The sequence below is a fragment of the Burkholderia sp. Ed8 genome, assembly GCF_040761425.1.
Lineage (GTDB): Bacteria > Pseudomonadota > Gammaproteobacteria > Burkholderiales > Burkholderiaceae > Burkholderia > Burkholderia seminalis.
The window spans coordinates 389442-415521 of record NZ_CP142885.1; the positions used below are offsets into that span (position 1 = coordinate 389442).

Consider the following 26080-nt stretch of genomic DNA (forward strand, 5'->3'; position numbering starts at 1 on the left):
ACTATCTCAAAAGGCTCGATCGAAAAACTGGTACGACCACCTTGAAGACATCTGGACACGCCCGCGCGGCCCGCCAAGAATCCCTTCCTTCCGGCGTGCCGCGCATCGCGCGGCCGCCTGCATGGTGGAGACAGACCGATGAGTTTCATCTACGACGAACGGATCGACGGCGCGCTGGCGACCGTCGACCGTGACACGCTCGTCGCCGCGCTGCATGCGGCGGCGCCCGGCCTCGACGTGCTGCACGAACGCGAGGCGCTCAAGCCGTTCGAATGCGACGGCCTCGCCGCGTACCGCACGGTACCGCTCGCGGTCGTGCTGCCCGACACGGTCGACCAGGTGCGCGCGGTGCTGCGCGTCGCGGCCGCGCACGGTGTGCCGGTCGTCGCGCGCGGCGCGGGCACGGGGCTGTCGGGCGGCGCGATGCCGCTCGAAAAAGGCCTCCTGCTGGTGATGGCGAAGTTCAACCGGATTCTCGACATCGACCCCGATGCCGGCATTGCACGCGTGCAGCCCGGCGTGCGCAATCTCGCGATCTCGCAGGCGGCCGCGCCGCATGGCCTTTACTACGCGCCCGATCCGTCGTCGCAAATCGCATGCTCGATCGGCGGCAACGTCGCCGAAAACGCGGGCGGCGTGCACTGCCTGAAATACGGGCTCACGGTGCACAACATCCTGAAGGTCGAGATCCTGACGATCGACGGCGACACGCTCACGCTCGGCGCCGATGCGCTCGACGCGCCCGGCTTCGACCTGCTCGCGCTGTTCACCGGCTCCGAAGGCATGCTCGGCATCGTCACCGAAGTGACCGTGAAGCTGCTGCCGAAGCCGCCGAGCGTGAAGGTGCTGATGGCGAGCTTCGACGACGTCGCCGAGGCCGGCGTCGCGGTCGCGCGAATCATCGGCGCGGGCGTGATTCCCGGCGGCCTCGAGATGATGGACAACCTCGCGATCCGCGCGGCCGAGGATTTCATCCATGCGGGCTACCCGGTCGATGCGCAGGCGATCCTGCTGTGCGAACTCGACGGCGCGGCGAGCGACGTCGACGAGGATGCCGAGCGCGTCGCCGCGCTGCTGCGCGACGCGGGCGCCACCGAGATTCGCGTCGCGCGCGACGAGGCCGAGCGCCAGCGCTTCTGGGCCGGCCGCAAGAACGCGTTTCCCGCGGTCGGCCGCATGTCGCCCGACTACTACTGCATGGACGGCACGATCCCGCGTCGCGAGCTGCCGCGCGTGCTCGAAGGGATCGCCGCGCTGTCGGCCGAATACGGGCTGCCGGTCGCGAACGTGTTCCACGCGGGTGACGGCAACATGCACCCGCTGATCCTGTTCGATGCGAACCGGCCCGGCGAGCTCGATCGCGCGGAAGCGCTCGGCGGCAGGATCCTCGAGCTGTGCGTCGCGGCGGGCGGCAGCATCACCGGCGAGCACGGCGTCGGGCGCGAGAAGATCAACCAGATGTGCGTGCAGTTCAACGCCGACGAAATCACGTTCTTCCACGCGGTGAAGGCCGCGTTCGACCCGCAGGGGCTGCTCAATCCCGGCAAGAACATCCCGACGCTGCACCGCTGTGCCGAATTCGGCGCGATGTACGTCCATCACGGCCAGCTGCCGTTTCCCGAACTGGAGCGCTTCTGATGCGACGCGACATCGAATCGATCGACGACAGCGCGGCGCTCGTCGCGCAGGTCGACGCGGCGATCCACGATCGCCAGCCGCTGCACATCCGCGGCGCCGGCACGAAGGCGTGCCTCGGCCGCCCCGTCGAAGGCCGCACGCTCGACGTACGCATGCATCGCGGCGTCGTCTCGTACGACCCGACCGAGCTCGTCGTCACCGCGCGCGCGGGCACGCCGCTCGCCGATCTCGAAGCAATGCTCGACACGGCCGGCCAGATGCTGCCGTGCGAGCCGCCGTCGTTCGGCGGCGCGGCGACGGTCGGCGGGATGTTCGCAGCGGCGCTGTCGGGACCGCGCCGCCCGTGGGCCGGCGCGGTACGCGACTTCGTGCTCGGCTGCCGCGTGATCACCGGCCACGCGAAGCACCTGCGGTTCGGCGGCGAAGTGATGAAGAACGTCGCGGGCTACGACGTGTCGCGGCTGCTCGCGGGCAGCTTCGGCTGTCTCGGCGTCGTGACCGAGGTGTCGCTGAAGGTGCTGCCGAAACCGCGCGCGACCGGCGATCTCGCGTTGACGCTCGCGGCCGGCGAAGCCGTTCAGCGCGTCGCCGCATGGCGGCGCGCGGGGCTGCCGCTCGCGGGCGCGTGCCACGCGGACGGCGTGCTGCGCGTGCGCATCGAGGGTGGCGACGGCTCGGTCAAGGCCGCGCGCGACACGATCGGCGGCGATCCGATGGACGACGCCGGGGACACGTTCTGGGCACGGTTGCGCGACCTTGCGCTGCCGTTCTTCGACGATCCGCGCCCGCTGTGGCGCGTGTCGGTGCCGGCTGCCGCGCCGCTCGACGCGTTACCGGGCGCGCAGCTCGTCGACTGGGGCGGCGCGCAGCGCTGGCTGAAGAGCGACGCCGCGCCGGCCGACGTGCAGCGGCTCGCCGCGCAATGGGGCGGCCACGCGACCTGCTTCACGGCGGGCGCCGCACACGCGCCGTTCCAGCCGCTGCCGCCCGCGCTGCTGCGCGTCCACCGGCAGCTCAAGGCGCAGCTCGACCCGTACGCGATTTTCAACCCCGACCGGCTCTACGCCGACTTCTGACGCGAACCTGACCCCGACCCGCCGATGCAAACCAATCTCAGCGAAGCAAGCAAGGCCCTCGCCCGGGCCGACGAAGCGGAAGCGATCCTGCGCGCCTGCGTGCACTGCGGCTTCTGCAATGCGACCTGCCCGACCTACCAGGTGCTCGGCAACGAGCTCGACGGGCCGCGCGGCCGCATCTACCTGATCAAGCAGCTGCTCGAAGGCGAGCCGTGCGGCGAGCGCACGCAACGGCATCTCGACCGCTGCCTGACGTGCCGCAACTGCGAGACCACCTGCCCGTCCGGCGTGCGCTACCACACGCTGCTCGACATCGGCCGAGCGGAAGCCGAGAAGCGCGCGCCGCGGCCCGCGCGCGAACGATGGCTGCGCGCGGGGCTGCGTCACGTCGTGCCGCGTCCGGCGACGTTCGCCGCGCTGCTGAAGGCCGGCCGCGCGCTGCGCCCGCTGCTGCCCGGCACGCTGCGGGACAAGATCCCGGCCGCCGTCCCCGCGGCCGCCGCGCGCCCCGCCGCGCGTCACGCCCGGCGCGTGCTGATGCTCGAAGGCTGCGTGCAGCCGTCGCTGTCGCCGAACACCAACGCGGCCGCCGCGCGCGTGCTCGACCGGCTCGGCATCAGCATCACGCCGGCGCGCGAGGCCGGCTGCTGCGGCGCGACCGAATATCACCTGAACGCGCAGGAGGCGGGCCTGGTCCGCGCACGCCGCAATATCGATGCGTGGTGGCCGGCGATCGAAGCCGGCGCGGAAGCGATCGTGCTGACGGCGAGCGGCTGCGGCGCGTTCGTCAAGGAATACGGCGACCTGTTGCGCTCCGACCCCGTCTATGCGGAGAAGGCGCGGCGCGTCAGCACGCTCGCGCGCGATCTCGCCGAAGTGATCGCGGCCGAGCCGCTCGACGCGCTGGCCGATGGGACGCCGCGCCGCATCGCGGTCCACTGCCCGTGCACGCTGCAGCACGCTCAGCGCCTCGGCGGCGCGGTCGAAAGCGTCCTGACGCGGCTCGGCTTCGATCTGACGAATGTCGCCGACGGCCATCTGTGCTGCGGCTCGGCCGGCACGTATTCGCTGACGCAGCCCGAGCTCGCGACGACGCTGCGCGACAACAAGCTCGATGCGCTCGAAGCCGCGCGGCCGGACCTGATTGTCACGGCCAACGTCGGCTGCCAGACTCACCTGAACGGCGCGGGTCGCACGCCCGTACGCCACTGGATCGAGCTCGTCGACAACCGGCTCGTCAACTGACCGGATTCCGGAGGAATGCCATGCAGACGAAACCCGAACTCGAACTGGCCGACGCCGACCGCATGCTCGCCGCCGCCCGCGCGGAAGCGGAACGCCACGGCTGGGCCGTGTCGATCGCCGTCGTCGACGACGGCGGCCACCTGCTCGCGTTCGCGCGGCTGGACGGCGCGTCGCCGGCCAGCAGCGACATCGCGCAGGACAAGGCGCGCGCGGCGGCGCTCGGCCGTCGCGAGACGAAGGCGTATGAGGATATGATCAACGGTGGCCGCACCGCGTTTCTCAGCGCGCCGCTGAGCGGGTTGCTCGAAGGCGGCGTGCCGGTCACGGTCGGCGGCCGGATTGCGGGCGCGATCGGCGTGTCTGGCGTAAAGTCGGAGCAGGACGCGCAGATCGCCCGCGCCGGCACACAGAGCGTCGCGGAATAACCAGCCAAGCCGCGCGCGCATTTTTCCCCGGGAGGATTAACGATGATCGACCAAGCAGGACTGCAAGTCGCGCCAGCGCTGAGCCAGTTCATTGAAAACGAAGCGCTGCCGGGCACCGGCATCGACAAGGCCGCGTTCTGGAGCGGTTTCTCGGCCCTGGTGCACGACCTCGCGCCGCGCAACCGCGAACTGCTCGCGGAACGCGACCGCCTGCAGCAGGAACTCGACGCGTGGCACCGTGCCCACCCGGGCCCCGTACGCGACCACGCCGCGTACCGTGCCTTCCTCGAACAAATCGGCTACCTCGTGCCGGTCCCGTCGAACGTCGCGGCAGCCACCGCGAACGTCGACAGCGAGATCGCCACGCAGGCCGGCCCGCAGCTCGTCGTGCCGCTGTCGAACGCGCGCTACGCGCTGAACGCCGCGAACGCCCGCTGGGGCAGCCTGTACGACGCGCTGTACGGCACCGACGCGCTGCCCGAAGACGGCGGCGCCGAACGCACCGCGGCCTACAACCCCACGCGCGGCCAGCGCGTGATCGACTATGCGCGCAACGTGCTCGACAACGCGGCGCCGCTCGCGAGCGGCTCACACCGCGACGCGCTGCGCTATCGCGTGCAGGACGGCCAGCTCGCCGTCGAAACCGCGAAAGGCAACGTATCGCTCGCGCAGCCGGCGCAGTTCGTCGGCTACCAGGGCACGGCCGACGCGCCGTCCGCGATCCTGCTGAAGCACAACGGCCTGCACCTCGAGATCCAGATCGACGCGTCGACGCCGATCGGCCGCGCCGATCTCGCGAACGTGAAGGACATCGTGCTCGAAGCGGCGGTCAGCACGATCATCGACTGCGAGGATTCGGTCGCGGCGGTCGACGCCGACGACAAGGTCCAGCTCTACCGCAACTGGCTCGGCCTGATGCAGGGCACGCTGGCCGAGGAAGTCGCGAAGGGCGGCAAGCACTTCACGCGCCGCCTGAACGCCGACCGCGAGTACACCACGCCCGACGGCGGCACGCTGTCGCTGCACGGCCGCTCGCTGCTGTTCGTGCGCAACGTCGGCCACCTGATGACCAACGGCGCGGTGCTCGACCGCGACGGCAACGAGATCCCGGAAGGCATCCTCGACGGCGTCGTCACGACGCTGTGCGCGCTGCACGACCTGAAGGCGAAGCGCAATTCGCGCACGGGTTCGATCTACATCGTGAAGCCGAAGATGCACGGCCCGGTCGAAGTCGCGTTCGCCGATACGCTGTTCGCACGCATCGAGGATCTGTACGGCCTGCCGCGCAACACGCTGAAGATGGGCATCATGGACGAGGAGCGCCGCACCAGCGTAAACCTCGCCGCGTGTATCGCCGCGGCGGCCGCGCGTGTCGCGTTCATCAACACCGGCTTCCTCGACCGCACCGGCGACGAGATGCACACCGCGATGGAAGCGGGCCCGATGATCCGCAAGGGCGACATGAAGTCGTCCGCGTGGATCCAGTCGTACGAGCGCAACAACGTGCTCGCGGGCCTGTCGGCCGGCCTGCGCGGCCGCGCGCAGATCGGCAAGGGCATGTGGGCGATGCCGGACCTGATGCGCGCGATGCTCGAGCAGAAGATCGCGCATCCGCGCGCCGGCGCGAACACCGCCTGGGTGCCGTCGCCGACCGCCGCGACGCTGCACGCGCTGCACTACCACCTCGTCGACGTGCAGGCCGTCCAGCAGGAACTCGAGAAGACGCCGTACGCGAGCGAACGCGACACGCTGCTCGAAGGGCTGCTGACCGTGCCGGTCGTCGAGCGCGCCGCGTGGAGCGAGGCCGAGATCCTGAGCGAGGTCGAGAACAACGCACAGGGCATCCTCGGCTACGTCGTGCGCTGGGTCGAACAGGGCGTCGGCTGCTCGAAGGTGCCCGACATCCACGACGTCGGCCTGATGGAAGACCGTGCAACGCTGCGCATCTCGAGCCAGCACATCGCCAACTGGCTGCGCCACGGCGTGATCACCGAGGCCTTCGTGCTCGACGTGTTCAAGCGGATGGCGCGCGTCGTCGACCAGCAGAACGCCGGCGACCCGAACTATCGCCCGATGGCGCCCGGCTACGACCAGTCGACCGCATTCAAGGCCGCGTGCGCGCTCGCGCTGCAGGGCACGTCGCAACCGAGCGGTTACACCGAGCCACTGCTGCACCAGTTCCGCCTCGCGTTCAAGGCGCAACAGCACGGCGCCTAAACCTGCGCATGCGGGCCGGTCCGCATGCCGGCCTGACCAAACGGGCGGCCCTCGCGGCCGCCCGTTTTCATATTCGCGTTGACACGGCCACTGCAATCGTCCGCTGAAACCGATAATCGGTACATACCACGTGCATTCAAGTATCTCGGACGCCCGCCGTTAAACCAGTGGAATCGCCGGCCATACGCGGCGCGGCACCCTTTTGCATACCGCAAAGCCTTGTACCGCAACGCTCTGCCCGATATTTGCAAGTCCGTGAATTCACTATAATTTGATCCGGATCAACGGGTCGCAACATTTTCCGCGCACACGAACGCGCGCGTTATACTCCGTTGAATCCACGCCACCCGATTCGCCGGATCGTCGAATCGCGGCAGATGCCACCGGTGAATCGATGATTTACCGGTTAATCCGGCCGCGATTGCCGATAATCGGTGTCAACTTTCTCCGCCGAACGGCGGGAAGGCGCCGGAAGGGCCGCGCACCGGATCGCCGCCGACACGTCATACGAACAATCGCATCGGCCCGCCGCCAGGCGGCGATGCCCATCGATCCACACGGACCATGGCAGAAACCGACTACGCAATGCCCAGCGAATCCGGCCCGACGCGCCGTGTCGCCGCTCATCTGCGCAGGTTCCTGCTGCCGCACCTGATTTTCTATACCGGGCTGCTGATCGCGCTGCTCCTGCTGCTCCTGTGCGGCATCGTGCTGTACGAAGGCCGCATCGACGCGCGCGACCGTTCCATTGCGATGCAGCAGAACCTGGCGCTGATGGCATCGTGGGACATCGAGCGCAACATCGAGATCTATTCGCTGTCGCTGCAGGCCGTCGTCGAAGGCGCGACCGACCCCGAAGTCGTCAAGCTACCGATGCCGCTGCGCCGCCAGGTGCTGTTCGACCGCGCGACGACCGCCAAGTACCTCGGCGGCATCTACGTGCTCGACGCGAAGGGCGACATCGCGGTCGACGGCAAGAGCGATGTGCCGCGCAAGGCCAATTTCGCCAACGAGCCGTATTTCGCCGTGCACCGCGACCATCCCGACGTCGGCCTGTACGTCAGCCCGCCGTATCACTCCCGGCTGCGCGGCGGCTCCCCGAGCATCGCCCTCAGCCGGCGGATCGCGAAGCCCGACGGGTCGTTCGGCGGCGTCGCCGTGATGTCGATCCGGCTCGAATATTTCCAGAACCTGTTCTCGCGCCTGTCGCTCGGCGATCGCGGCTCGATCGCGCTGATCAACACGGACGGCAAGATGGTCGCGCGCGAGCCGTACGACCCCAAGATCGTCGGCCGCGACATCAGCCATGCCAGCACGTTCCGGCGCTTCATGACGGCCAACGAAGGCAGCTTCGCCGACACCGCGACGATCGACGGCGTGCGGCGCCTGTACGTGTTCCGGCACCTCGAGCACCTGCCGCTCATCATCATGGTCGCGCGCTCGGAGGCGGACACCTACGCCGCGTGGTACGACCGCGCGATTCCGATCGGCTCCGCGATGGCCGTGCTCGCGATCGGCTTCGTCGGCCTGTCGCTGCTGCTCGACGTGCAGTTGCGCAAGCGCCACCGCGCGGAAACCGAACTGCAGGCGCTCGCGCGCACCGACGGCCTCACGGGCCTCGACAACCGCCGGATGCTCGACGTCACGCTCGCGCGCGAATGGCGCCGCGCCGCGCGCGAGCAGCACGCGCTGTCGCTGCTGTTCATCGACGTCGATTACTTCAAGCGCTACAACGACACGCAGGGCCACCAGGCCGGCGACGACGCGCTCGCCGCGGTCGGCCACTGCATCGCCGGCTGCCTGCGCCGCCCGGCCGACTATGCGGCGCGCTACGGCGGCGAGGAGTTCGTCGTCGTCCTGCCCGACATCGACACGGACGGCGCGGTGACGATCGCCGAGGCGATCCGCACGGGCATCCTCGATCTCGGCATCCGGCATGACGCCGGCACGGCCGGCCGCCTGACCGTGAGCATCGGCGTGACGACGAGCTACCCCGAACGCGACGACGACATACAGGCCGCGCTGAAGCTCGCCGACGACGCGCTGTATCGCGCGAAGGAAACCGGGCGCAATCGCATCGTCGTGCAGACGGCCGCGCCGCCGGACCATTTCGAATCGCGGCGGGCCTGAACGCCCGGGTGCCCGGCGGCGGCGCCGCCCGCGCGCAAAATCGCCGACAATGTCGGCTCGATCCGCCGCCGCGCCGCCGCGCGGCTGACGCGCCCGGCCGGCCCGCGCCGGTTCGCGGCCGCTTCGCACCACCATGAGACTCAAGGCAAAGATCTTCCTTCTGGCCGTCGTGCCGTTCCTGCTCGCGATCGCCGGCATCGGCTTCGGCGTGCGCCAGCAGGCGACGTCGCTCGCGCGCACGCAGCACGCGACGATCCAGGCCGCGTACCTGTCGAGCAAGGAAGTCGAGCTGAAGCACTATGTCGAGCTCGCGACGAGCGCGATCATGCCGCTCTACGACGCGAGCGGCCGCAATGCGCGCGACGACGCGCTGCTGCGCACGCAGGCGCTCGCGATGCTGCAGAAAATGGATTTCGGCCCGGACGGCTATTTCTTCGTGTACGACCTGCACGGCAATGCGCTGATGCATCCGCGCGAGCCCGAACGGGTCGGCCACAACTACTGGTCGATGCGCGACCCGCAGGGCGCGCTGACGATCCAGAAGCTGATCGGCGCGGCGTCGAGCGGCGGCGGCTACGTGCGCTACGCATGGCAGCGACCGTCGACGGGCCGCGTCGCGCCGAAGCTCGGCTACGTCGTCGCGCTCGAACGCTGGGGCTGGATGGTCGGCACCGGCATCTATCTCGACGACGTCGACACCGCGCTGCAGCGCATCGACGCGCGGGCATCCGCGAACATCGAGCGCACGATGAGCTGGCTCACCGCGATCGCGCTGACCGGCGCGGCGGCGATCGCCGTGTGCGCGCTGGTGCTGAACGTCAGCGAGTCGCGCAGCACCGACGCGAAGCTCAAGCTGCTCGCGCAGCGCATCGTCGAATCGCAGGAGCAGGAGCGTGCGCGGCTGTCGCGCGAGCTGCACGACGGGATCAGCCAGATGATGGTGTCCGCGAAGCTGATGCTCGAATCCGCGCTCGCGCGCTTCGAGCGCGGCACGGCGCGCGTGCCCGAAGCCGAGCAGGCGCTCGCGTCGGGTGTCGGTCGGCTCGGCGACACGCTGCGCGAAGTGCGGCGCATCTCGCATGCGCTGCGGCCGTCGATGCTCGACGATCTCGGCCTCGCGGCCGCGCTCGAACAACTCGTGCGCGAACTCGGCGCCGAAAGCGGCATCGACATCGGCTATACGCAGGTCGCGCACAGCGGCGCGCAGCCGCTGCCCGAGGCCGTCAACACCGCGCTGTTCCGGATCGCGCAGGAAGCGTTGAGCAACATCGTGCATCATGCGCAGGCGTCGCGCGCGGCCGTCACGCTCGACGTCGGCGCGCACGCCGTCACGCTGACCATCGCCGACAACGGCTGCGGCTTCGACGCCGAACGCTCGCAGGCCGACGCGCGCCGCGGCATCGGCCTGCGCAACATGCGCGAGCGCCTCGACGCGCTCGGCGGCACGCTGACGATCGCGTCGCAGGTCGGCCACACGATCGTCGCCGCGCGCGTGCCGCTGCGCGGCGTGACGACACGCCCCATGACAGGAGACTTTCACGCATGAGCGCCCCCGACTCCGCCCGGCCCGCCGCCCGACTGCTGCTCGTCGACGATCATCCGCTCGTGCGCGACGGCCTGCGGATGCGGCTCGAGGCGGCCGACCTGTCGGTGGTCGGCGAAGCCGGCAACGCCGACGAGGCGCTCGCGCTCGCCGCGTCGCTCGAACCCGATCTCGCGCTGATGGACGTCGGCATGAACGGGATGAACGGCATCACGCTCGCGGGCGTGTTCCACGAGCGGTTTCCCGGCATCCGCGTGCTGATGCTGTCGATGCACGACAACGTCGAATACGTGACGCAAGCCGTGCGGGCCGGCGCGAGCGGCTACCTGCTGAAGGATTCGCCCGCGAGCGAGATCGTCCGCGCGATCGGCGCGGTGCTGGCCGGTCAGACGTTCTTCAGCGAAGGGCTGGCCGCGCGGATGATCCACGCGAGCGCGACCGCGTCGCCGCTCGATCGGCTGACGCCGCGCGAACGCGACATCCTCGATGCGCTGGCGCAAGGGTTGTCGAGCAAGCAGATCGCGCAGCAGACGGGGCTGTCGGTGCGCACGGTCGAAACGCACCGGCTCAACCTGAAGCGCAAGCTGGAGATCGAAGGGCAGGCCGAGCTGATCAAGTTCGCGGTCGAGCATCGGCGGCGGTAGGTCGGTACCCCAAGCGCATCCCCTCACGATTCGCCGTTCAATTTCATACTCGTCCAATCGACCGCTCCCCGGGTCGATGGAATCCTTTCGCTTGCCGCAGCAGGCGACATCGTCATGAGCCGCGCCCTCCCGCGCGTGACGTCGTCACGCGGCACACGGTATCGCCGGCACGGGTCGGCGACCGGAACCGGGGAGCGAAATCATGAAACGCCGTATCGCGGTGGTCGGCGACGCGCTGGAGACCGGGGGAAGCATCCTTGCCTATGCGGGGCCGACATTCACGTTCGGCAGCCCCGGTCGCCCGGTTGCGTTGATCGGCGGTCTCGCATTCTGCGATGCATGCCAAGGCACCGGGCCGATCGCCAAGGCCGGCGGGCCGCGACGTCTCGAATTCATGGGTGAAACGGCCGCCGATGGTGACGTCGTCTTATGCGGCTGCCCGACACCGCCGCGCATCGTCGCGGTCCTCGCCGGCGAATCATGGTGCGATGACATGGCGGAAACGGCAGGCATTGTGACGTCCGGCGAAAATCGGAAAGGCGGTGTCGTGTCGATCATCGCGGGCGCTTACGACGAATCCGTTCACGCCATCGGAAGTGGTGCGTCGACAGGCTATCCGTACGTTATCGAAACGTCGGACGGACGCATCCACTCGGGCCACCTCGACGACAGCGGGCATCTGCCGCGCATTCACACTGCCAGTGAGGATGAATACGTCGTCTATTGGGGCGACGAAGCGCTCGCCCGATCAAGCGGGGACGCATAGTGCCGAACCCGAGGACAACCGTGAAGACAACCGCCGTGCCGGAATCGCACAAGGCAGTCGAGTTGAAGTCCGTGACGTTTTCCGAGCTCTGGAACAACTACGCTCACGGCAACCCGTACGACGATCCGAACGGACAATACAAGAACCAGTGTGCAATCCGGATGAGCGTGACGCTGCACAAGGTCGGCATCGCAATGAAGTCGTTTTCGCAGAAGCGGGTTCGGCCGATGCCGGGCAAACCGACGATAGGCCGCCTTCTGATTGGCGGAAAGCCGACAGCCACACGCGCGTACGAATTCGCCGAGTGGTTAAAGCTGCGGCCGGTCGCGGGGCTTTCCGCTCCGGAGAACGTAACCGGTGCCGATTGGGAAAGCCGAGTCAGAAATCGCACCGGCATCATTTTCTTCTTCGGGTACTGGCAACAACAGGGAGACGCTATCGACGACTTGAGCGGCGGGCACATCGACCTCTGGAATGGTACCCGTCTGCCGGTATCCAGTACGCGCGGTATCGCCGCCTCGATAGGCAGACGGATCGGAATATCCAGTCTGCAGATTCCATTCACTGACCTCGGTTACTCCGATCTGGCAAAATCGAAAACCATTCTTTTTTGGGAAATCAGGTGAAACGAGCCGGCTTGTCGCTTGCGTACTGGATAGCAGGCCTCATCACGACCTGGCTCGCATGCTGGATCGGTAGTCGGATCGATTGGCGGATTCATACCGGTTGGCGACTGTACTTCGGCCGCCACTCGTGCCACGAAATCGACCTCTGCTCGCCGCCCTGGCCCGTTTTCGCATTGCTCATCGCATTTCTTCTCGGCCCGTCGCTCGCATTCGCCTTGGCGGGTTGGAGAATCGGTCGTCAGCGCGCCACGGCCCGAAAACGGGTGCTTTCCTTGATCGCCTTGGTGACACCCACGATGCTGATCTACATCGCGTCGTATGTGATTCGATAGCACGCATCGGCACATGACGCACAGTCAACGCGCAGCGATGAAAAAGGGCGCCCGAGGGCGCCCTTCATGCATCCGGACCGCGGCCTTGAATCAGCCGTCAGTTCGTCCGCGAATTGTGCTTCTGCAGATACGCGATGAGCCCGTCGATCCCGCCCGACGACAGCTGGCTCTTGAACTGCCCCTGGTACACCTGGATCAGCCACGCACCCGACATGTCGATGTCGTAGATCTTCCAGTCGTTGCCGACCTTGCCGAGACGGTAGCCGACCGACTGGCTGTCGCCCGGCGTCGTGACCGTCGACTGCACGAGCGCGTCGGCGCCCGACGCGCCGCCGGCCTTGAACGAGAACTTCGCGTCCTGGCTGCCGAGCTGCGCGAGCGACGCGGCGTAGGTGCGCGTCATCAGCAGCCGGAACTGCTTGTACAGCTCCTGCTGCTGTTGCGGCGTGGCCTGCTTCCACGCATCGCCGACCGCGATGCGGGTCGTGCGCTCGAAGTTGGTCGCGGGCAGGAAGCGCTGCTCGACGACTTGCGAGACTTTCGCCATGTCACCGCCGCGCGCGGCCGGGTCGGCCTTCATCGCATTGACGGTGCCCTCGACCGCATTGCGGACGATGTCGACCGGCGCGCTCTGCGCGAAAGCGGAAACCGACACGGCGGCGGCCGCGACGAAAGCAAACAGATGACGTTTCATACGGATATCGCACTCGATGGGAAAAAACGACCGGCTCCTTGCATCGGCCGGTGAAGCAAAGTATACCGGGCCCGACGCCCCGGTGCCTCACGGTGACCGACTGTTACCTTTCAGCCGCATTTGTCACAGGCCGCGCGGCCCCGCACCGATTATGTAAATATCCCCATACAAACGAACCGGTCATCGGTACCGATTTCGCCGCCACGAGCAAATCTCCTTCCCGCCCCGAAACCCGCAACGTCACGACCGCCGCCACGCCGCGCCGGTATACTTGGCTACTTTGCCCTTGCCAGCCGCTCCCCACCGCCACATGGTGACATCTCTCATCGTCCGACTCGTCGCATGGTCGGTGCGCCGCCCCGTCTGGGTCGTCGTCCTGTCGCTCGTCATCGCCGCCGTCAGCGGCGTCTACGTCGCGCAGCATTTCAAGATCAATACCGACATCAGCAAGCTCGTCGATGCCGAGCCGCAATGGGCCGCCCTCGGGCAGGCCGTCGACAAGGCGTTCCCGCAACGCAACGGCACGATCCTCGCGGTCGTCGAGGCCCCCGCGCCCGAATTCGCGACTGCCGCCGCGCATGCGCTGACCGAAGCACTGCGGAAGGACGCGGCCGCCGGCCGCATCGGCCAGGTCGCCGAGCCCGGCGGCGGGCCGTTCTTCGAGCACAACGGCCTGCTGTTCCTGTCGCCGCAGGAAGTCGCCGATACGACGTCGCAGCTCGCGAGCGCGCGACCGCTCGTCAACGAACTCGCGAAGAACCCGAGTCTGACCGGGCTCGCCACCACACTGGCCACCACGCTCGGCCAGCCGCTGCTGACGGGCCAGGTGAAACTGCCCGCGATGGCGAAGCTGCTCGCGCGCAGCGCGGCGACGGTCGACGACGTGCTGGCCGGCAAGCCGGCCGCGTTCTCGTGGCGCGCGCTGGTCGACAACGATGCCGCGCAGCTGCCCGCGCGCGCGTTCGTCACCGTGCAGCCGGTGGTCAACTACGGCGCGCTGAAGGCCGGCGCGGAAACGAGCCAGGTGATCCGCGACGCGGCCCGTTCGCTCGACCTCGAGAAGCGCTACGGCGCGGCCGTGCGCCTGACCGGCGAGCAGCCGCTCGCCGACGACGAATTCGCGTCGGTCGAAGACGGCGCCGCACTCAACGGCGTGCTCACGCTGCTCGCCGTGCTCGTGATCCTGTGGCTGGCGCTGCGCTCGAAGCGGATGATCGGCTCGGTGCTCGTCACGCTGTTCGTCGGTCTCGTCGTGACCGCCGCGCTCGGCCTCGCGATGGTCGGTTCGCTGAACATGATCTCGGTCGCGTTCATGGTGCTGTTCGTCGGCCTCGGCGTCGACTTCTCGATCCAGTACGGCGTGAAGTACCGCGAGGAACGCTTCCGGGATCCGCGCATCGATCACGCGCTGATCGGCGCCGCGCATTCGATGGGCATGCCGCTCGCGCTGGCCACCGCGGCCGTCGCCGCGAGCTTCTTCTCGTTCATCCCCACGGCTTATCGCGGCGTGTCCGAACTCGGGCTGATCGCGGGCGTCGGGATGTTCGTCGCGCTGCTGACCACGCTCACGCTGCTGCCCGCGCTGCTGCGCCTGTTCGCGCCGCCGGGCGAATCGAAGACGCCGGGCTTCCCGTGGCTCGCGCCGGTCGACGACTACCTCGATCGTCATCGCAAGCCGATCCTGATCGGCACGCTCGCGGTCGTGATCGGCGCGCTGCCGCTGCTCGCGTTCCTGCACTTCGACTTCAACCCGCTGCACCTGAAGGATCCGAACAGCGAATCGATGGCGACGCTGCTCGCGCTGAAGGATTCGCCGGAAGCCGCGGTCAACGATGTCACGCTGCTCGCGCCGTCGCTCGCCGAAGCCGACGCGGCCGCGAAGCGCCTCGACACGCTGCCCGAAGTCGGCCGCACGACCACGCTGTCGACCTTCATCCCCGCCGACCAGCCGGCCAAGCGCGCGGCGATCGCCGCGGCCGCGAGCGACCTGCTGCCGGCGCTGACGCAGCCGGCCGCGCCGCCCGCGACCGATGCGCAGCGCGTGGCCGCGCTCAAGCGCGTGTCGGACCTGCTCGGCTACGCGGCCGAAGATCACCCGGGCCCCGGCGCGGCCGCCGCGCAGCACCTGTCCGCGTCGCTCGCGAAGCTCGCGGCGGCCGACAGCGCGACGCGCGACCGCGCCGAGCGCGCGTTCGCCGACACGCTGCGCATCGCGCTCAACCAGCTCGCGTCGCTGCTGCAGCCGCAGGACATCACGCGCGAATCGCTGCCGCCGCAACTCGTGCGCGACTGGGTCGCGCCGGACGGCCACGCGCTCGTGCAGATCTCGCCGAAGGTGCCGAAGGGCGTCGACCCGAACGACGACACGATGCTGCGCCGTTTCGCGAAGGCGGTGAAGGCCGCGGAACCGGGCGCGACCGGCGGGCCGATCTCGATCCTGCATTCGGCCGACACGATCATCAACGCGTTCCTGCACGCGGCGCTGTGGTCGATCATCTCGATCACGATCCTGCTGTGGATTACGCTGCGCCGTTTCGGCGACGTGCTGCGCACGCTGGTGCCGCTGCTCGTGTCGGGCATCGTGACGCTCGAGATGTGCGTCGTGCTCGGCATGTCGCTCAACTTCGCGAACATCATCGCGCTGCCGCTGATGCTCGGCGTCGGCGTCGCGTTCAAGGTGTATTTCGTGATGGCATGGCGCGCGGGGCAGACGGGGTTGCTGCACTCGAGCCTCACGCATGCCGTGCTGTTCAGCGCCGCGACGACGGCGACCGCATTCGGCAGCCTGTGGCTGTCACACCATCCGGGCACGTCGAGCATGGGCAAGCTGCTCGCGCTGGCCCTGACCTGCACGCTGATCGGCGCCGTGGTGTTCCAGCCCGTCCTGATGGGCAAACCGCGCGTCAAACGTGCCAAGAACCAATCGCAAGGAATCAATGAATAAGGTGCGAATCATTGCGGCGACCGTCGCCGCCAGCGCGATGCTGTCCGGCTGCGCGACGGGACCGAACCGCAATCCCGACGACCCGCTCGAGCCGATGAACCGGGCGATGTACAAGTTCAACGACACGGTCGACACGAACATCGCCCAGCCGATCGCGAAGGGGTACCAGAAGGTCACGCCGACGCCGGTGCGGACCGCGATCAGCAACTTCTTCTCGAACCTCGGCGATCTCGGCAACATGGCGAACAACCTGCTGCAGTTGCGCATCACCGATGCGACGCAGGATCTGATGCGCGTGGCGATGAACTCGCTGTTCGGCGTCGCCGGCCTGATCGACATCGCGACGCCGGCCGGGCTGCCGAAGCATCACCAGGATTTCGGGTTGACGATGGCGCGCTGGGGCATGCCGTCCGGCCCGTACCTCGTGCTGCCCGTGTTCGGGCCGAGCACGGTCCGCGACGGCGTCGGCCGCGCGGTGGACGTGCGCTTCAACCTGCTGAACTACATCGAGCCGGCCGCGCGCAACCCGATGTACATCGCGCAGTTCATCAGCGCGCGTTCGGACCTGCTCGGCGCGACCGACCTGCTGAAGCAGGCCGCGCTCGATCCGTATTCGTTCGTGCGCGACGCATACCTGCAGCAGCGCAAGTCGCTGACGTACCGCAGCCAGTCGTCGTCGGCCGCGCTGCCGACCTACAACGAGCCGGGTGAAGCCGGCACCGTGCCGGCCGCGACGCCGGCCGTGCCGGGGCTGCCGAACTACGAGGATCCGGGCGATGCGGGCGGTGCATCGGGCGCCGCGCCGAACCCCGCGCCGGCTGCGCCGGGGTTGCCGCAGTACGACGACCCGGGCGCGGACAATGCGATGCCCGCGAGCGCGCCTGCCGCGGCGTCGGCCGTGGTACCGGCGGCGACCGTGCCGGCTGCTCCGGCGGCACCCGCAAGCAGTCCGGCCGCGCAGTAACGCCGCACCGGCGGCCGCGCAAGGACAAAGAGCGCTGCATCACGCAGCGCTCTTTTTTTGTCCGTACGAAACGGAGAATCCGGGAGGAGGGGAGACAGCCGCGGCGCGGGCCGCTCAGACGATCCGCATCGCGCCCGTCCGCTCGAACGCGTGCCGCGCCTGGATCAGCGTCGTACGCGCCGCGCGCGCGTCGCTGGCGACCTGCAGCAGCGGGCCGAGCTGCGACGGCTGCTTCAGCAGTTCACGCAGGATCGGCAGGATCGCCGTGCTGCCGTCGTCGCGCAGGCCGGCCGTCGCCGCGCGCGGCAGCGTGCGCCACGCCGGATCGACGATCGCGCGGCACACCGCGAACGGCACGCCGCGCGCCGCCGCGAAGGCCGCCGCGATGTGCGACTCCATGTCGACGGCCAGTGCGCCCTTCGCGTGGTGCAGCGACGTCTTCTCCTGTTCGCTGACGACCGGCGCGCCGACGGCCGCGATCGTGCCGCGCGTGACACGCGCCCACACCGGCGTGTCGTGCAGCGAGGCGACGAGCCGCGTACTCCAGCCCGCGTCGGTCTCCACACGGCCGAACGGCCCGTCGATCGCGTTCGCGATCACGAGCGCGCCGGGCGCCAGATCGGGCGAGAGCCCGCCGGCCGTACCGAAGCTGACGATGCCCGCGCAACCGCGCGCGGTCGCGTCGGCCAGCGCGCGTTCGAGCCGGTCGGCCCGCGCGGCAAACACGGCCTCGACGCCGTCGCCGCGCGCGATGCGCGCCTCGAACGCCATCCCCGTCACCGCGATGACGGGCAATGCGCCGTTGTGTCGTGACACGCCCACGCGTTACATCCCGACCGTGACGCGCGTCGCGTTGTCGCGCTTCAGGTTGCGGTAGCGCGCGAGCGCCCACAGCGGGAAGAACTTGCGATAGCCGTGGTAGCGCAGGTAGAACACGCGCGGGAAACCCGTCGCCGTGAAGCGCGTCTCGTCCCACAGGCCTTCTTCGTTCTGCTGCGCGATCAGGTAGTCGACCCCGCGCGCAACGGCCGGGTGGTTCACTTCGCCGGCCGCCATCAGGCCGAGCAACGCCCAGGCCGTCTGCGACGCCGTGCTCGGCGCCTGCTCGAAGCCGCGGTAGTTCAGCTTGTAGCTGTCGCCGTCCTCGCCCCAGCCGCCGTCCTTGTTCTGGATCGACAGCAGCCACTGCGCGCCGCGCTTCATGCGCGGATCGTCCGGCGTCAGGCCGGCCGCGTTCAGCGAGCACAGGGCCGTCCACGTGCCGTACACGTAGTTCATCCCCCAGCGGCCGTACCAGCTGCCGTCCGGTTCCTGTTCCTTCAGCATGTAGTCGAGCGCGCGGCGGGCCGGCTCGCTGTTCAGCGGCGTCTCGCCGAGCTGCGACAGCATCGACAGGCAGCGGCCCGACACGTCGGCCGTCGGCGGATCGAGCAGCGCGCCGTGATCGGAGAACGGGATGTTGTTCAGGTAGTACTGCGTGTTTTCCGGTTCGAACGCCCCCCAGCCGCCGTCGCTGCTCTGCATGCCGACGACCCATTCGCGCGCACGCGCCATCGAATCGCGATAGGTGTCCGACTGCTTGAGCTTCTGCGCGCGATCCATCGCCATCACGACCACGGCCGTATCGTCGACGTCCGGGTAGTGCGCGTTCGCGTACTGGAACGCCCAGCCGCCGGGCCGCACGTGCGGGCGGCGCGAGATCCAGTCGCCGCGCACGTCGAGGATCTGCAGCGGACGCAGCCATTCGAGGCCGCGCAGCACGGCTTCTTCCGCGCGCGCATCGCCCGTCTCGAGCAGCGCATGCGCGGCGAGCGACGTGTCCCACACCGGCGACAGGCACGGCTGGCAATACGCCTCGTCCTCGTGCACGACGAGCAGCTTCTCGACCGACTTGCGCGCGAGCGCGCGGTTCGGATGATCTTCCGCGTAGCCGAGCGCGTCGTACATCATCACCGCGTTGGCCATCGCCGGATAGATCGCGCCGAGGCCGTCCTCGCCGTTCAAGCGCTCGTCGACGAACGACACGGCCTGACGGATCGCGCGTTCGCGCGTATAGCTCGGGAACAGGCCGTCGACCGCGCGCAGCGCATGGTCGACCACACGGAAGAACGCGAACCAGCCGGCGCTTTGGTGGCCCTGGCGCGGCAGCAGCCCGGCGTTGACGGGCGGATCGATGAACAGCTCGTCGATGCGCACGCCGCGCGGGTTCTTCGCGATCGGGCGCTTCGCGTTCAGCACGAGCAGCGGCACGATCACGGTACGCGCCCAATACGACACCTTCGACAGGTGGAACGGGAACCACTGCGGCAGCAGCATGATCTCGACCGGCATCATCGGCACCGCGCGCCACGGAATCGCACCGTACAGCGCGAGCTGGATGCGCGTGAACACGTTCGACATCTCGGCGCCGCCCATCGCGTGGATCGCCTTGCGGGCGCGCTGCATGTGCTCGGCGTTCTCGTCGTCGCCGATCACCTTCAGCGCGAAGTACGCCTTCACGCTCGCGCTGATGTTCGGCGCGCCGTCGGTGAACAGCGGCCAGCCGCCGTCGGCCTGCTGAATCCGGCGCAGATAGTTGCCGATCTTCTGCTCGAGCGCGAGGTTCGGCGTCTCGCCGAGATAGTGGACGAGCAGCACGTATTCGGCGGGAATCGTCGAATCGGCTTCGAGTTCGTAGACCCAGTGTCCGTCCGCTTGCTGCGCGGCCAGCAGCGCGTCGGTCGCACGCGCGACGGCCGCGTCGACGCCGGCCGGCACCGCGCCGGCGGACAGGGTAGCCATTTCGGTGAGATCGTTCATTGGTCCCTCTGTTTATTGCGTCTGGAGCACGTCCGCGGCCAGCTGGCCGGAACGGATCGCGCCCTCGATCGTGGCGGGCAGGCCGGTGGCAATCCAGTCACCCGCGAGCACGAGATTGGTCCAGCGCGTACGCACGGCCGGACGTTTCATTTCCTGCGACGGCACCGCCGCAAAACCCGCGCGCGGCTCGACGACGAGCTGCCACGCGGGGATGGTTTCCGGGTTCGCGCCGGTCACGCGCGCGACGTCTTCCCAGATGCGCCGCGCGAGCGTGTCGCGCGGCGTGTCGAGCCAGCGGCCCGCGTCGCGGATCGTCGCCGCAAGCTGGCCGCCGCCGGTGCGCACCGCATCGACGATGCCGTTCACGACGGCCGTCTGCAGCGGATGGCCGGCTGGAGACTCCACAGCGAAATACGCGGTCACGACCGCGCTGAACGTGTCGGGCGCGGTGAGTTCGGGCACCAGCGGCCGCGCGACCTCGGGCGGCACGGCCAGCACCACGGCGTCGCCCGGCGCGAGATCGACGCGCTCGCCGCCGACCGAAACCGCATCGACCGCATTGCCGTGCGCGCCGAATTCGAATGCGTCGAGCCGCGAATTCAGCCGGATCTGCGCGCCGCCGTGCTGCAGCATCCGCAGCGCCGGTTCGACGAATGCGCTGCCGAGCCCGTGGCGCGCGACGAGCGGGCGGCTGCCGGGGCCACCCGCGCCGAACGTGCCGCACAGTGCGGCGCGCGCCAGCTCGGCGCTTGCGTGGCGCGGCTCGACGTTCAGCACACCGAGGAAATACGGCCGCAGCCAACGATCCCACAGCACGCCGTCGCATCGCATCGTCTGGGCGATCGAGCGGCCCGTGCGCGCGAACGCGAGCGGCGCGAGCGCGAGGTAGTCGAGCGGCGTCGTGCCCGGCGCGCGCGACGCGGCGTCGAACAGCCACGACGGCCAGCGCCCGTCGCCGAAGCGCAGCGTCCAGCGCTGCCGCGATGCGACGTCGACGACCGGACATTCAGGCAGCGCGGGCCCCGCGAGCTGATCGGCCGCGCCGATCGCGCGCAGGTAGCGCTGCGTCGCGGGCTGTCCCGCGAAGACCGTGTGCAATCCGCTGTCGAGCGTCGCGTTCAGCGTCCCGTCGAACCACGAACGGCAGCGGCCGCCCGCGTGTGCGTGCGCGTCGTGCAGCACGATGCGCCGCCCGCGGCGTTGCAGCTCGACCGCGGCCGACAGGCCCGCGAGTCCGGCGCCGATCACGTGGACGGTTCTGGGCATCGACGCGATCGGCTCAGAACAGCGCGTAGCGCGCGGCGATCATCAGCATGCGCGCCTTCGGCTTGCGCAGCGGCGCGCGCGGCGCGGCAAAGCCGCGTGCGATCGCGGCTTCGAGAATGCAGCGATACGCGCCCGACATGATGCGCGGCGCCTTCACCTGTGCACGCGGGCAGGTATCCATCACCGCGTCGGCCTGGCGGAAGTGCTCGAGCGCGCGCTCGACGAGCGTCGCGCACACGCGCGGCAGCGCCGGATCGCGCACGATCGTCGCCGGGTCGGTGATCGCGATGCCTTCGCGCGCGAGCAGTTCGCGCGGCAGGTAGCAGCGGTTGATCGCCGCGTCGTCGTCGATGTCGCGCAGGATGTTCGTCAGTTGCAGTGCGCGGCCGAGGTGGTGCGACAGCTTGATCCCTTCGGCTTCCGGCATCCCGAAAATCCTCACCGACAGCCGGCCGGCGGCGCTCGCCACGCGATCGCAGAAGAGGTCGAGCGTCGGCTCGTCGGGCGCGCAGATATCCTCGACCGCATCCATCGCCATCCCGTCGATCATCGCGTGGAAATCGGCGCGCTGCAGGTTGAACGCGCGGATCTCGCGGTCGAGCGCGACCAGGTGGCGCGGCGGGCGGCCCGCGAAGCACGCGTCGATGTCCGCGCGCCAGCGGTCGAGGCCCGCGTTGCGCTCGGCGCGCGGCAGGTCGCTGTCGGCGATGTCGTCGACCGAGCGGCAGAACGCGTAGACCTGGAACATCGCGTCGCGCTGCACGGCCGGCAGGATGCGCATCGCCAGATAGAAGGAACTGCCCGATGTGACGGCAGCGGCGTCGGTTTCTTGTTCGTCCACGACGGAATGGGAAACGGCCAAGACGAGCTCCACGGAGACACCCACGCGGGGCGATTGAAGAAGCCATGCCCGGCTGGGATGGTCAGGGTGTCAAATGCGTGCGAGATATGCGAACGATCGACACAGACAGGCACAAATTACCGGCCGGAAGCCGGAATTGGGCGAAAGTATAGCAATCTTTGAAGTTCGATGGCGGACACGCGCCAAGCCCGGCGGGGCGCCGGAGGCCGCCGGCAGCCGGGCGCGGCCGGCCCCGGCGGGACCGGGCGCCGGCGGCGGGTCAGCCGTAAACGATGTCGCGCTGCAGATCGAGCGCGATGAGCCCCATTTCACGCGTGAGCTGCAGCATCGAGCGGCGTTCGAGGCGCGAGCCCATGAAGCTCGTCACGCCGCCGTCGGGCTCCGCGGTGAACTGGAACACCGCACCGCCGGTGCCGAACCATGCGCCCGGCACGTCCGGCGATTCCTGCCAGTCGATCTGCTCGAACACGCGCGCGATACCCGCGCGCACCACGTCGCCCGGGCCGATCGGCGGCGCGATGTCGCCCAGGTCGTCGAGCGAATAGGGGCCGGGCTTGTCAGGCTTCCGGTAGAAAAGATAGTCGACGTTCATGGGGCGCAATCGCAAGTAAAGCGACAAAGTAGCGTGCTTCGGCACAAATGCCTATCGGATCCGGACGAAATGTGGCCTGCACGAGACAAAGGGGACGGATCGAGGCCCGTCACGCGATCGCCCTGCGCGTTCGCGTCTGGATGACGGCCGGTTCGTCTAAGATGACACCTTTCTCGAAAAAATACGGACATCATGGAGACGAACGATACCGCCACCCCGCCGTCCGGCCATCCCGTTTTCGTGCTCGTGCACGGCGCCTGGCACGGCGCCTGGTGTTACGCACACGTCACGGCGGCGCTGGCCGCGCGCGGCTATCTGTCGATCGCGCGCGACCTGCCCGCGCACGGCATCAATGCCCGCTTTCCCGCGTCGTATCTCGAACGGCCGCTCGACAAGGATGCGTTCGGCGCCGAACCGTCGCCGGTCGCGAACACGACGCTCGACGATTATGCGACACAGGTGATGCAGGCCGTCGACGACGCCTACGCGCTCGGCCGCGGCAAGGTCGTGCTGGTCGGCCACAGCATGGGCGGCCTCGCGATCACGGCGGCCGCCGAGCGCGCGCCGGAGAAGATCGCGAAGATCGTCTATCTCGCGGCCTTCATGCCGGGCTCGGGCGTGCCGGGCCTCGACTACGTGCGCGCGCCGGAGAACAAGGGCGAGATGCTCGGCCCGCTGATGCTCGCAAGCCCGCGCGTGGCCGGCGCGCTGCGCATCGATCCGCGCAGCGGCGACGCCGCGTATCGCGACACCATGAAACGCGCGCTCTATGAAGACGTGTCGCAGGCCGACTTCGACGCCGTCACGAACCTGATGACCTGCGACGTGCCGGCCGCGCCGTTCGCGACCGCGATCCCGACCACCGCCGCGCGCTGGGGTGCGATCGACCGCCACTACATCAAGTGTCTCGAGGATCGCGTGATCCTGCCCGCGCTGCAGCAGCGCTTCATTGACGAAGCCGACACGCTCGCGCCCGGCAATCCCACCCACGTGCACCAGCTCGACAGCAGCCACTCGCCGTTCGTGTCGCAACCGGCCGTGCTGGCCGGCGTGCTCGCCGACATCGCGAAAAGCTGAGCCAGGGGCGGGCGCGGTCTATGCGTAGGCAACCGAACGATCGCGCCCGAGCCGCTTCGCGCGATAGAGCGCGGCGTCGGCCTCGCTGACGAGCACGTCGCTGGTCGGCGCGCCGTTCCTCGCGCATGCGCCGCCGACGCTCGCCGTCACCGGCACGCTGACGCCCTCGGCATCGACCGGCATGCTGCCGATCGCGTCGCGCACCTTGTCGGCCACCCGCATCGCCTCGTCGAGATTCGTGCACGGCAGCAGCAGCGCGAATTCCTCGCCGCCGAAGCGGCCGAACGTATCCTGTCCGCGCACGATCGACGCGACGCGGCGCGCCGTCTCGCGCAGCACGGCGTCGCCCGCCGCATGCCCGAAGCGGTCGTTGATCGTCTTGAAATGGTCGAGATCGAACAGCAGCACCGACAGGTCGCCGCCGTAGCGCTGCCAGCGCGCGAATTCGTCGCCGAGCCGCGCCTCGAAGAAACGCCGGTTCGCGATGCCGGTCAGCCCGTCGCGATTCGCGTGTTCGCGCAGCTTCGCGACGGCTTCCTCGCGCTCGCGCTGCATCACGCTCACATGCGTGACGTCGGAAATCGTCACGCACACGGCCTCGACGTCGCGGCCGCGCGTGAGCGGCATGAACGTGCAGTCCTGCTGCATGTAGTCGACCCCGCCGGTGATCGGGCGGTCATGCTCGAAGCGGAACAGGTAGGGCCGCTGCTCCCACGAACTGAATGCGAAGCTGCCGAGCTGGAACACGCTTTCGAGCTTGCGCGACAGCCACGCGCGCGGCAGGTCCGGAAAGCAGTCGAACAGGTTGCGGCCGATCACGTCGGCCGCCGCAATGCCGCTGTGATCCTGCATGAAGCGGTTCCACATCAGCACGGTCATCGAGCGGTCGAGCACGAACAGGCCGAAGCCGACCCGCTCGATCACGAGGTCGCTCAGCGACGGAGCGGCGGCCGTCATAGCGCGGAGAGCAACGCGTCGAGCGCGTCGCCCATCAGCCGGATCGAATCCTCGGCCATCAGCATCACGAAGTGCGCGCGGAACGTGTGGTCCTCGAGCCCGAAGTTCACCTCGAGCAGCAGCGCGACGCTCCACGCGAGCATGTTCGGCTCGAACACGTCGTCGAACGATACGTTCGCGCCGAGCAGCCCCGGCGGGAAGAACACGGGCTTGCGGCCGAGCTCGTCGAGGATCGACGCGACGCACGCGCCCATCAGCACGTTCGCGACGTCGAACACGAGTTCGTCCGGGCTCGCCATCCCGCCGTAGACACCGTCGCCGAACGTGCGGTCGACGACCGACGTGAGCCGCGCGACGCTCGCGCTGCGGCACAGTACGATCGCCTCGCCCTTGATGTCGGAACGGAAGCCCTGGCGCACGGCGGTCACGTTGTCGTGAATGCCCGTCATCTCGCGCAGCGCATTGCCTGCGTCGGCCGCTTTCACGACGCGCACGCGCGGCACCGACAATTCGATGAAGCGCCCGAGCAACAACGCAAGCCGCGCGGCGGCGCGGCCCATTGCCAGGTTGGCGATCTCCTGCAACGCGTCGCGTTGCTCCGCCGTGAACACCGATTCAGGCATACAACCCATACTCCTTGAGAATGGGCAGCAATGCCTCCGACGTCACGGGCTTGGCAACGAATGCGATCGCGCCCAATTCACGCACGCGTGCTTGCGCCTGCGGCTGGATATCGGCGGATACCACGATCACGAACGTGTTCAGATCTTCGTGGCGCAGTGTCTCGAGGACCTGATATCCGCTCATGTCGGGCATCGTCAGGTCCAGAAACATCACGGAAGCTTTGCCGTCACGATAAAGCGCCAAGGCCTCGCGACCATTCGCGGCATACGCGACTTCAACGTCCCAGTCTCCCGGCAGCGCCTTTGTCAGAAGTTTGCGAGCGAGCAGCGAATCGTCGGCAATTACAATCGGCAAAGGCATGGGGCGATGCGGTATACGGAATGGTCTCTCTCGCGTTAACGACCGCGCGGCGCACTTCTTTAGGGGCCATGCGTTCGGGCGCGGGGCAACCGCCTTGCGGCCGTGCGCGGGTATCGCGACGCGGGTGCGCGCGATGCCCGCGCGGCGGTCGCCGGCGGGCGCATCTATCTGTCATAGGGAAAGCAAGGCGCGATTCTCGGAGTAAACCGGAGGCGATGCAACTCGCCATTTTCACCATTTCGAACAGAATTGGTCCGATCGCCCGTCATTCCGAAAACAGCCGCGATCATTTTCGAGAT

Annotated in this window: 22 protein-coding genes; 13 read left to right on the top strand and 9 right to left on the bottom strand. The window is 68.7% G+C overall.

What is annotated here, in order from left to right:
• The first annotated feature begins 138 nt into the window (after positions 1 to 138).
• The 10 genes from glcD to VXM69_RS01835 all read left to right on the top strand — a co-directional run bounded on the left by glcD (position 139) and on the right by VXM69_RS01835 (position 12310).
• On the top strand, positions 139 to 1638 hold the full coding sequence (glcD, locus tag VXM69_RS01790) for a glycolate oxidase subunit GlcD (protein ID WP_367188886.1): 1500 nt from the start codon (positions 139 to 141) through the stop codon (positions 1636 to 1638).
• Positions 1638 to 2714 (top strand): glycolate oxidase subunit GlcE, encoded by a 1077-nt coding sequence (gene glcE, locus VXM69_RS01795; protein WP_367188887.1) that lies wholly within the window; start codon positions 1638 to 1640, stop codon positions 2712 to 2714. Before glcD ends, glcE begins: the two co-directional genes overlap by 1 nt.
• A gap of 24 nt (positions 2715 to 2738) precedes the next feature.
• Positions 2739 to 3959, top strand: a complete 1221-nt coding sequence (gene glcF, locus VXM69_RS01800) for a glycolate oxidase subunit GlcF (RefSeq protein ID WP_367188888.1) — start codon at positions 2739 to 2741, stop codon at positions 3957 to 3959.
• 20 nt (positions 3960 to 3979) lie between these two features.
• The gene (locus VXM69_RS01805; RefSeq protein WP_059559247.1) at positions 3980 to 4384 is read left to right on the top strand and encodes a heme-binding protein; all 405 of its coding nucleotides are present in this window, start codon (positions 3980 to 3982) and stop codon (positions 4382 to 4384) included.
• Between the two features lie 42 nt (positions 4385 to 4426).
• Positions 4427 to 6601 (top strand): malate synthase G, encoded by a 2175-nt coding sequence (locus VXM69_RS01810; protein WP_367188889.1) that lies wholly within the window; start codon positions 4427 to 4429, stop codon positions 6599 to 6601.
• A 564-nt stretch (positions 6602 to 7165) separates the two neighbouring features.
• A complete protein-coding gene (locus tag VXM69_RS01815) occupies positions 7166 to 8731 on the top strand; it encodes a sensor domain-containing diguanylate cyclase (protein WP_034187571.1) in 1566 nt (521 codons plus the stop codon).
• Positions 8732 to 8864: 133 nt separating this feature from the next.
• Positions 8865 to 10277: a cache domain-containing protein gene (locus tag VXM69_RS01820; protein ID WP_049028716.1), complete on the top strand. Its 1413-nt coding sequence runs from the start codon at positions 8865 to 8867 to the stop codon at positions 10275 to 10277.
• On the top strand, positions 10274 to 10918 hold the full coding sequence (locus VXM69_RS01825; protein ID WP_124608468.1) for a response regulator transcription factor: 645 nt from the start codon (positions 10274 to 10276) through the stop codon (positions 10916 to 10918). Before VXM69_RS01820 ends, VXM69_RS01825 begins: the two co-directional genes overlap by 4 nt.
• 202 nt (positions 10919 to 11120) lie before the next feature.
• The gene (locus VXM69_RS01830; protein ID WP_049028718.1) at positions 11121 to 11684 is read left to right on the top strand and encodes a PAAR domain-containing protein; all 564 of its coding nucleotides are present in this window, start codon (positions 11121 to 11123) and stop codon (positions 11682 to 11684) included.
• Positions 11684 to 12310: a type VI secretion system amidase effector protein Tae4 gene (locus VXM69_RS01835; RefSeq protein WP_367188890.1), complete on the top strand. Its 627-nt coding sequence runs from the start codon at positions 11684 to 11686 to the stop codon at positions 12308 to 12310. Before VXM69_RS01830 ends, VXM69_RS01835 begins: the two co-directional genes overlap by 1 nt.
• A gap of 429 nt (positions 12311 to 12739) precedes the next feature.
• On the opposite strand, the gene VXM69_RS01840 is transcribed toward VXM69_RS01835, so the two are convergent.
• Positions 12740 to 13336 (bottom strand): phospholipid-binding protein MlaC, encoded by a 597-nt coding sequence (locus VXM69_RS01840; protein ID WP_034187567.1) that lies wholly within the window; start codon positions 13334 to 13336, stop codon positions 12740 to 12742.
• Positions 13337 to 13646: 310 nt separating this feature from the next.
• Here VXM69_RS01840 and VXM69_RS01845 point away from each other — a divergent pair, with 310 nt between their 5' ends.
• A complete protein-coding gene (locus VXM69_RS01845; protein WP_367188891.1) occupies positions 13647 to 16280 on the top strand; it encodes an MMPL family transporter in 2634 nt (877 codons plus the stop codon).
• The gene (locus VXM69_RS01850) at positions 16273 to 17244 is read left to right on the top strand and encodes a VacJ family lipoprotein (protein WP_367188892.1); all 972 of its coding nucleotides are present in this window, start codon (positions 16273 to 16275) and stop codon (positions 17242 to 17244) included. Before VXM69_RS01845 ends, VXM69_RS01850 begins: the two co-directional genes overlap by 8 nt.
• A gap of 114 nt (positions 17245 to 17358) precedes the next feature.
• On the opposite strand, the gene VXM69_RS01855 is transcribed toward VXM69_RS01850, so the two are convergent.
• From VXM69_RS01855 to VXM69_RS01875, 5 genes are all read right to left on the bottom strand, one after another.
• Positions 17359 to 18015, bottom strand: coding sequence for a phosphorylase (locus tag VXM69_RS01855; RefSeq protein ID WP_051700964.1), 657 nt, complete (start codon positions 18013 to 18015; stop codon positions 17359 to 17361).
• 54 nt (positions 18016 to 18069) lie between these two features.
• Positions 18070 to 20043 (bottom strand): squalene--hopene cyclase, encoded by a 1974-nt coding sequence (gene shc / locus VXM69_RS01860; RefSeq protein WP_034187564.1) that lies wholly within the window; start codon positions 20041 to 20043, stop codon positions 18070 to 18072.
• 12 nt (positions 20044 to 20055) lie between these two features.
• Complete coding sequence (gene hpnE, locus VXM69_RS01865) at positions 20056 to 21309, bottom strand: hydroxysqualene dehydroxylase HpnE (RefSeq protein ID WP_367188893.1); 1254 nt, start codon at positions 21307 to 21309, stop codon at positions 20056 to 20058.
• A 13-nt stretch (positions 21310 to 21322) separates the two neighbouring features.
• The gene (gene hpnD / locus VXM69_RS01870; protein ID WP_367188894.1) at positions 21323 to 22171 is read right to left on the bottom strand and encodes a presqualene diphosphate synthase HpnD; all 849 of its coding nucleotides are present in this window, start codon (positions 22169 to 22171) and stop codon (positions 21323 to 21325) included.
• Between the two features lie 259 nt (positions 22172 to 22430).
• Positions 22431 to 22763, bottom strand: a complete 333-nt coding sequence (locus VXM69_RS01875) for a hypothetical protein (RefSeq protein ID WP_034187561.1) — start codon at positions 22761 to 22763, stop codon at positions 22431 to 22433.
• A 192-nt stretch (positions 22764 to 22955) separates the two neighbouring features.
• On the opposite strand from VXM69_RS01875, the gene VXM69_RS01880 reads away from it, so the two are divergent.
• The gene (locus tag VXM69_RS01880) at positions 22956 to 23840 is read left to right on the top strand and encodes an alpha/beta fold hydrolase (protein WP_367188895.1); all 885 of its coding nucleotides are present in this window, start codon (positions 22956 to 22958) and stop codon (positions 23838 to 23840) included.
• An 18-nt stretch (positions 23841 to 23858) separates the two neighbouring features.
• Here the strand turns inward: VXM69_RS01880 and VXM69_RS01885 are convergent, their stop codons facing one another.
• Genes VXM69_RS01885 through VXM69_RS01895 form a run of 3 tightly spaced genes read right to left on the bottom strand, consistent with a single transcriptional unit; the run spans position 23859 to position 25781 of the window.
• A complete protein-coding gene (locus VXM69_RS01885) occupies positions 23859 to 24797 on the bottom strand; it encodes a GGDEF domain-containing protein (RefSeq protein WP_059559274.1) in 939 nt (312 codons plus the stop codon).
• Complete coding sequence (locus VXM69_RS01890; RefSeq protein ID WP_034187558.1) at positions 24794 to 25420, bottom strand: chemotaxis protein CheC; 627 nt, start codon at positions 25418 to 25420, stop codon at positions 24794 to 24796. Before VXM69_RS01890 ends, VXM69_RS01885 begins: the two co-directional genes overlap by 4 nt.
• Positions 25413 to 25781 carry a response regulator gene (locus VXM69_RS01895; RefSeq protein ID WP_034187557.1) on the bottom strand — a complete coding sequence of 123 codons (369 nt, stop codon included), beginning with the start codon at positions 25779 to 25781 and terminating at the stop codon, positions 25413 to 25415. Before VXM69_RS01895 ends, VXM69_RS01890 begins: the two co-directional genes overlap by 8 nt.
• Positions 25782 to 26080 lie beyond the last annotated feature (299 nt).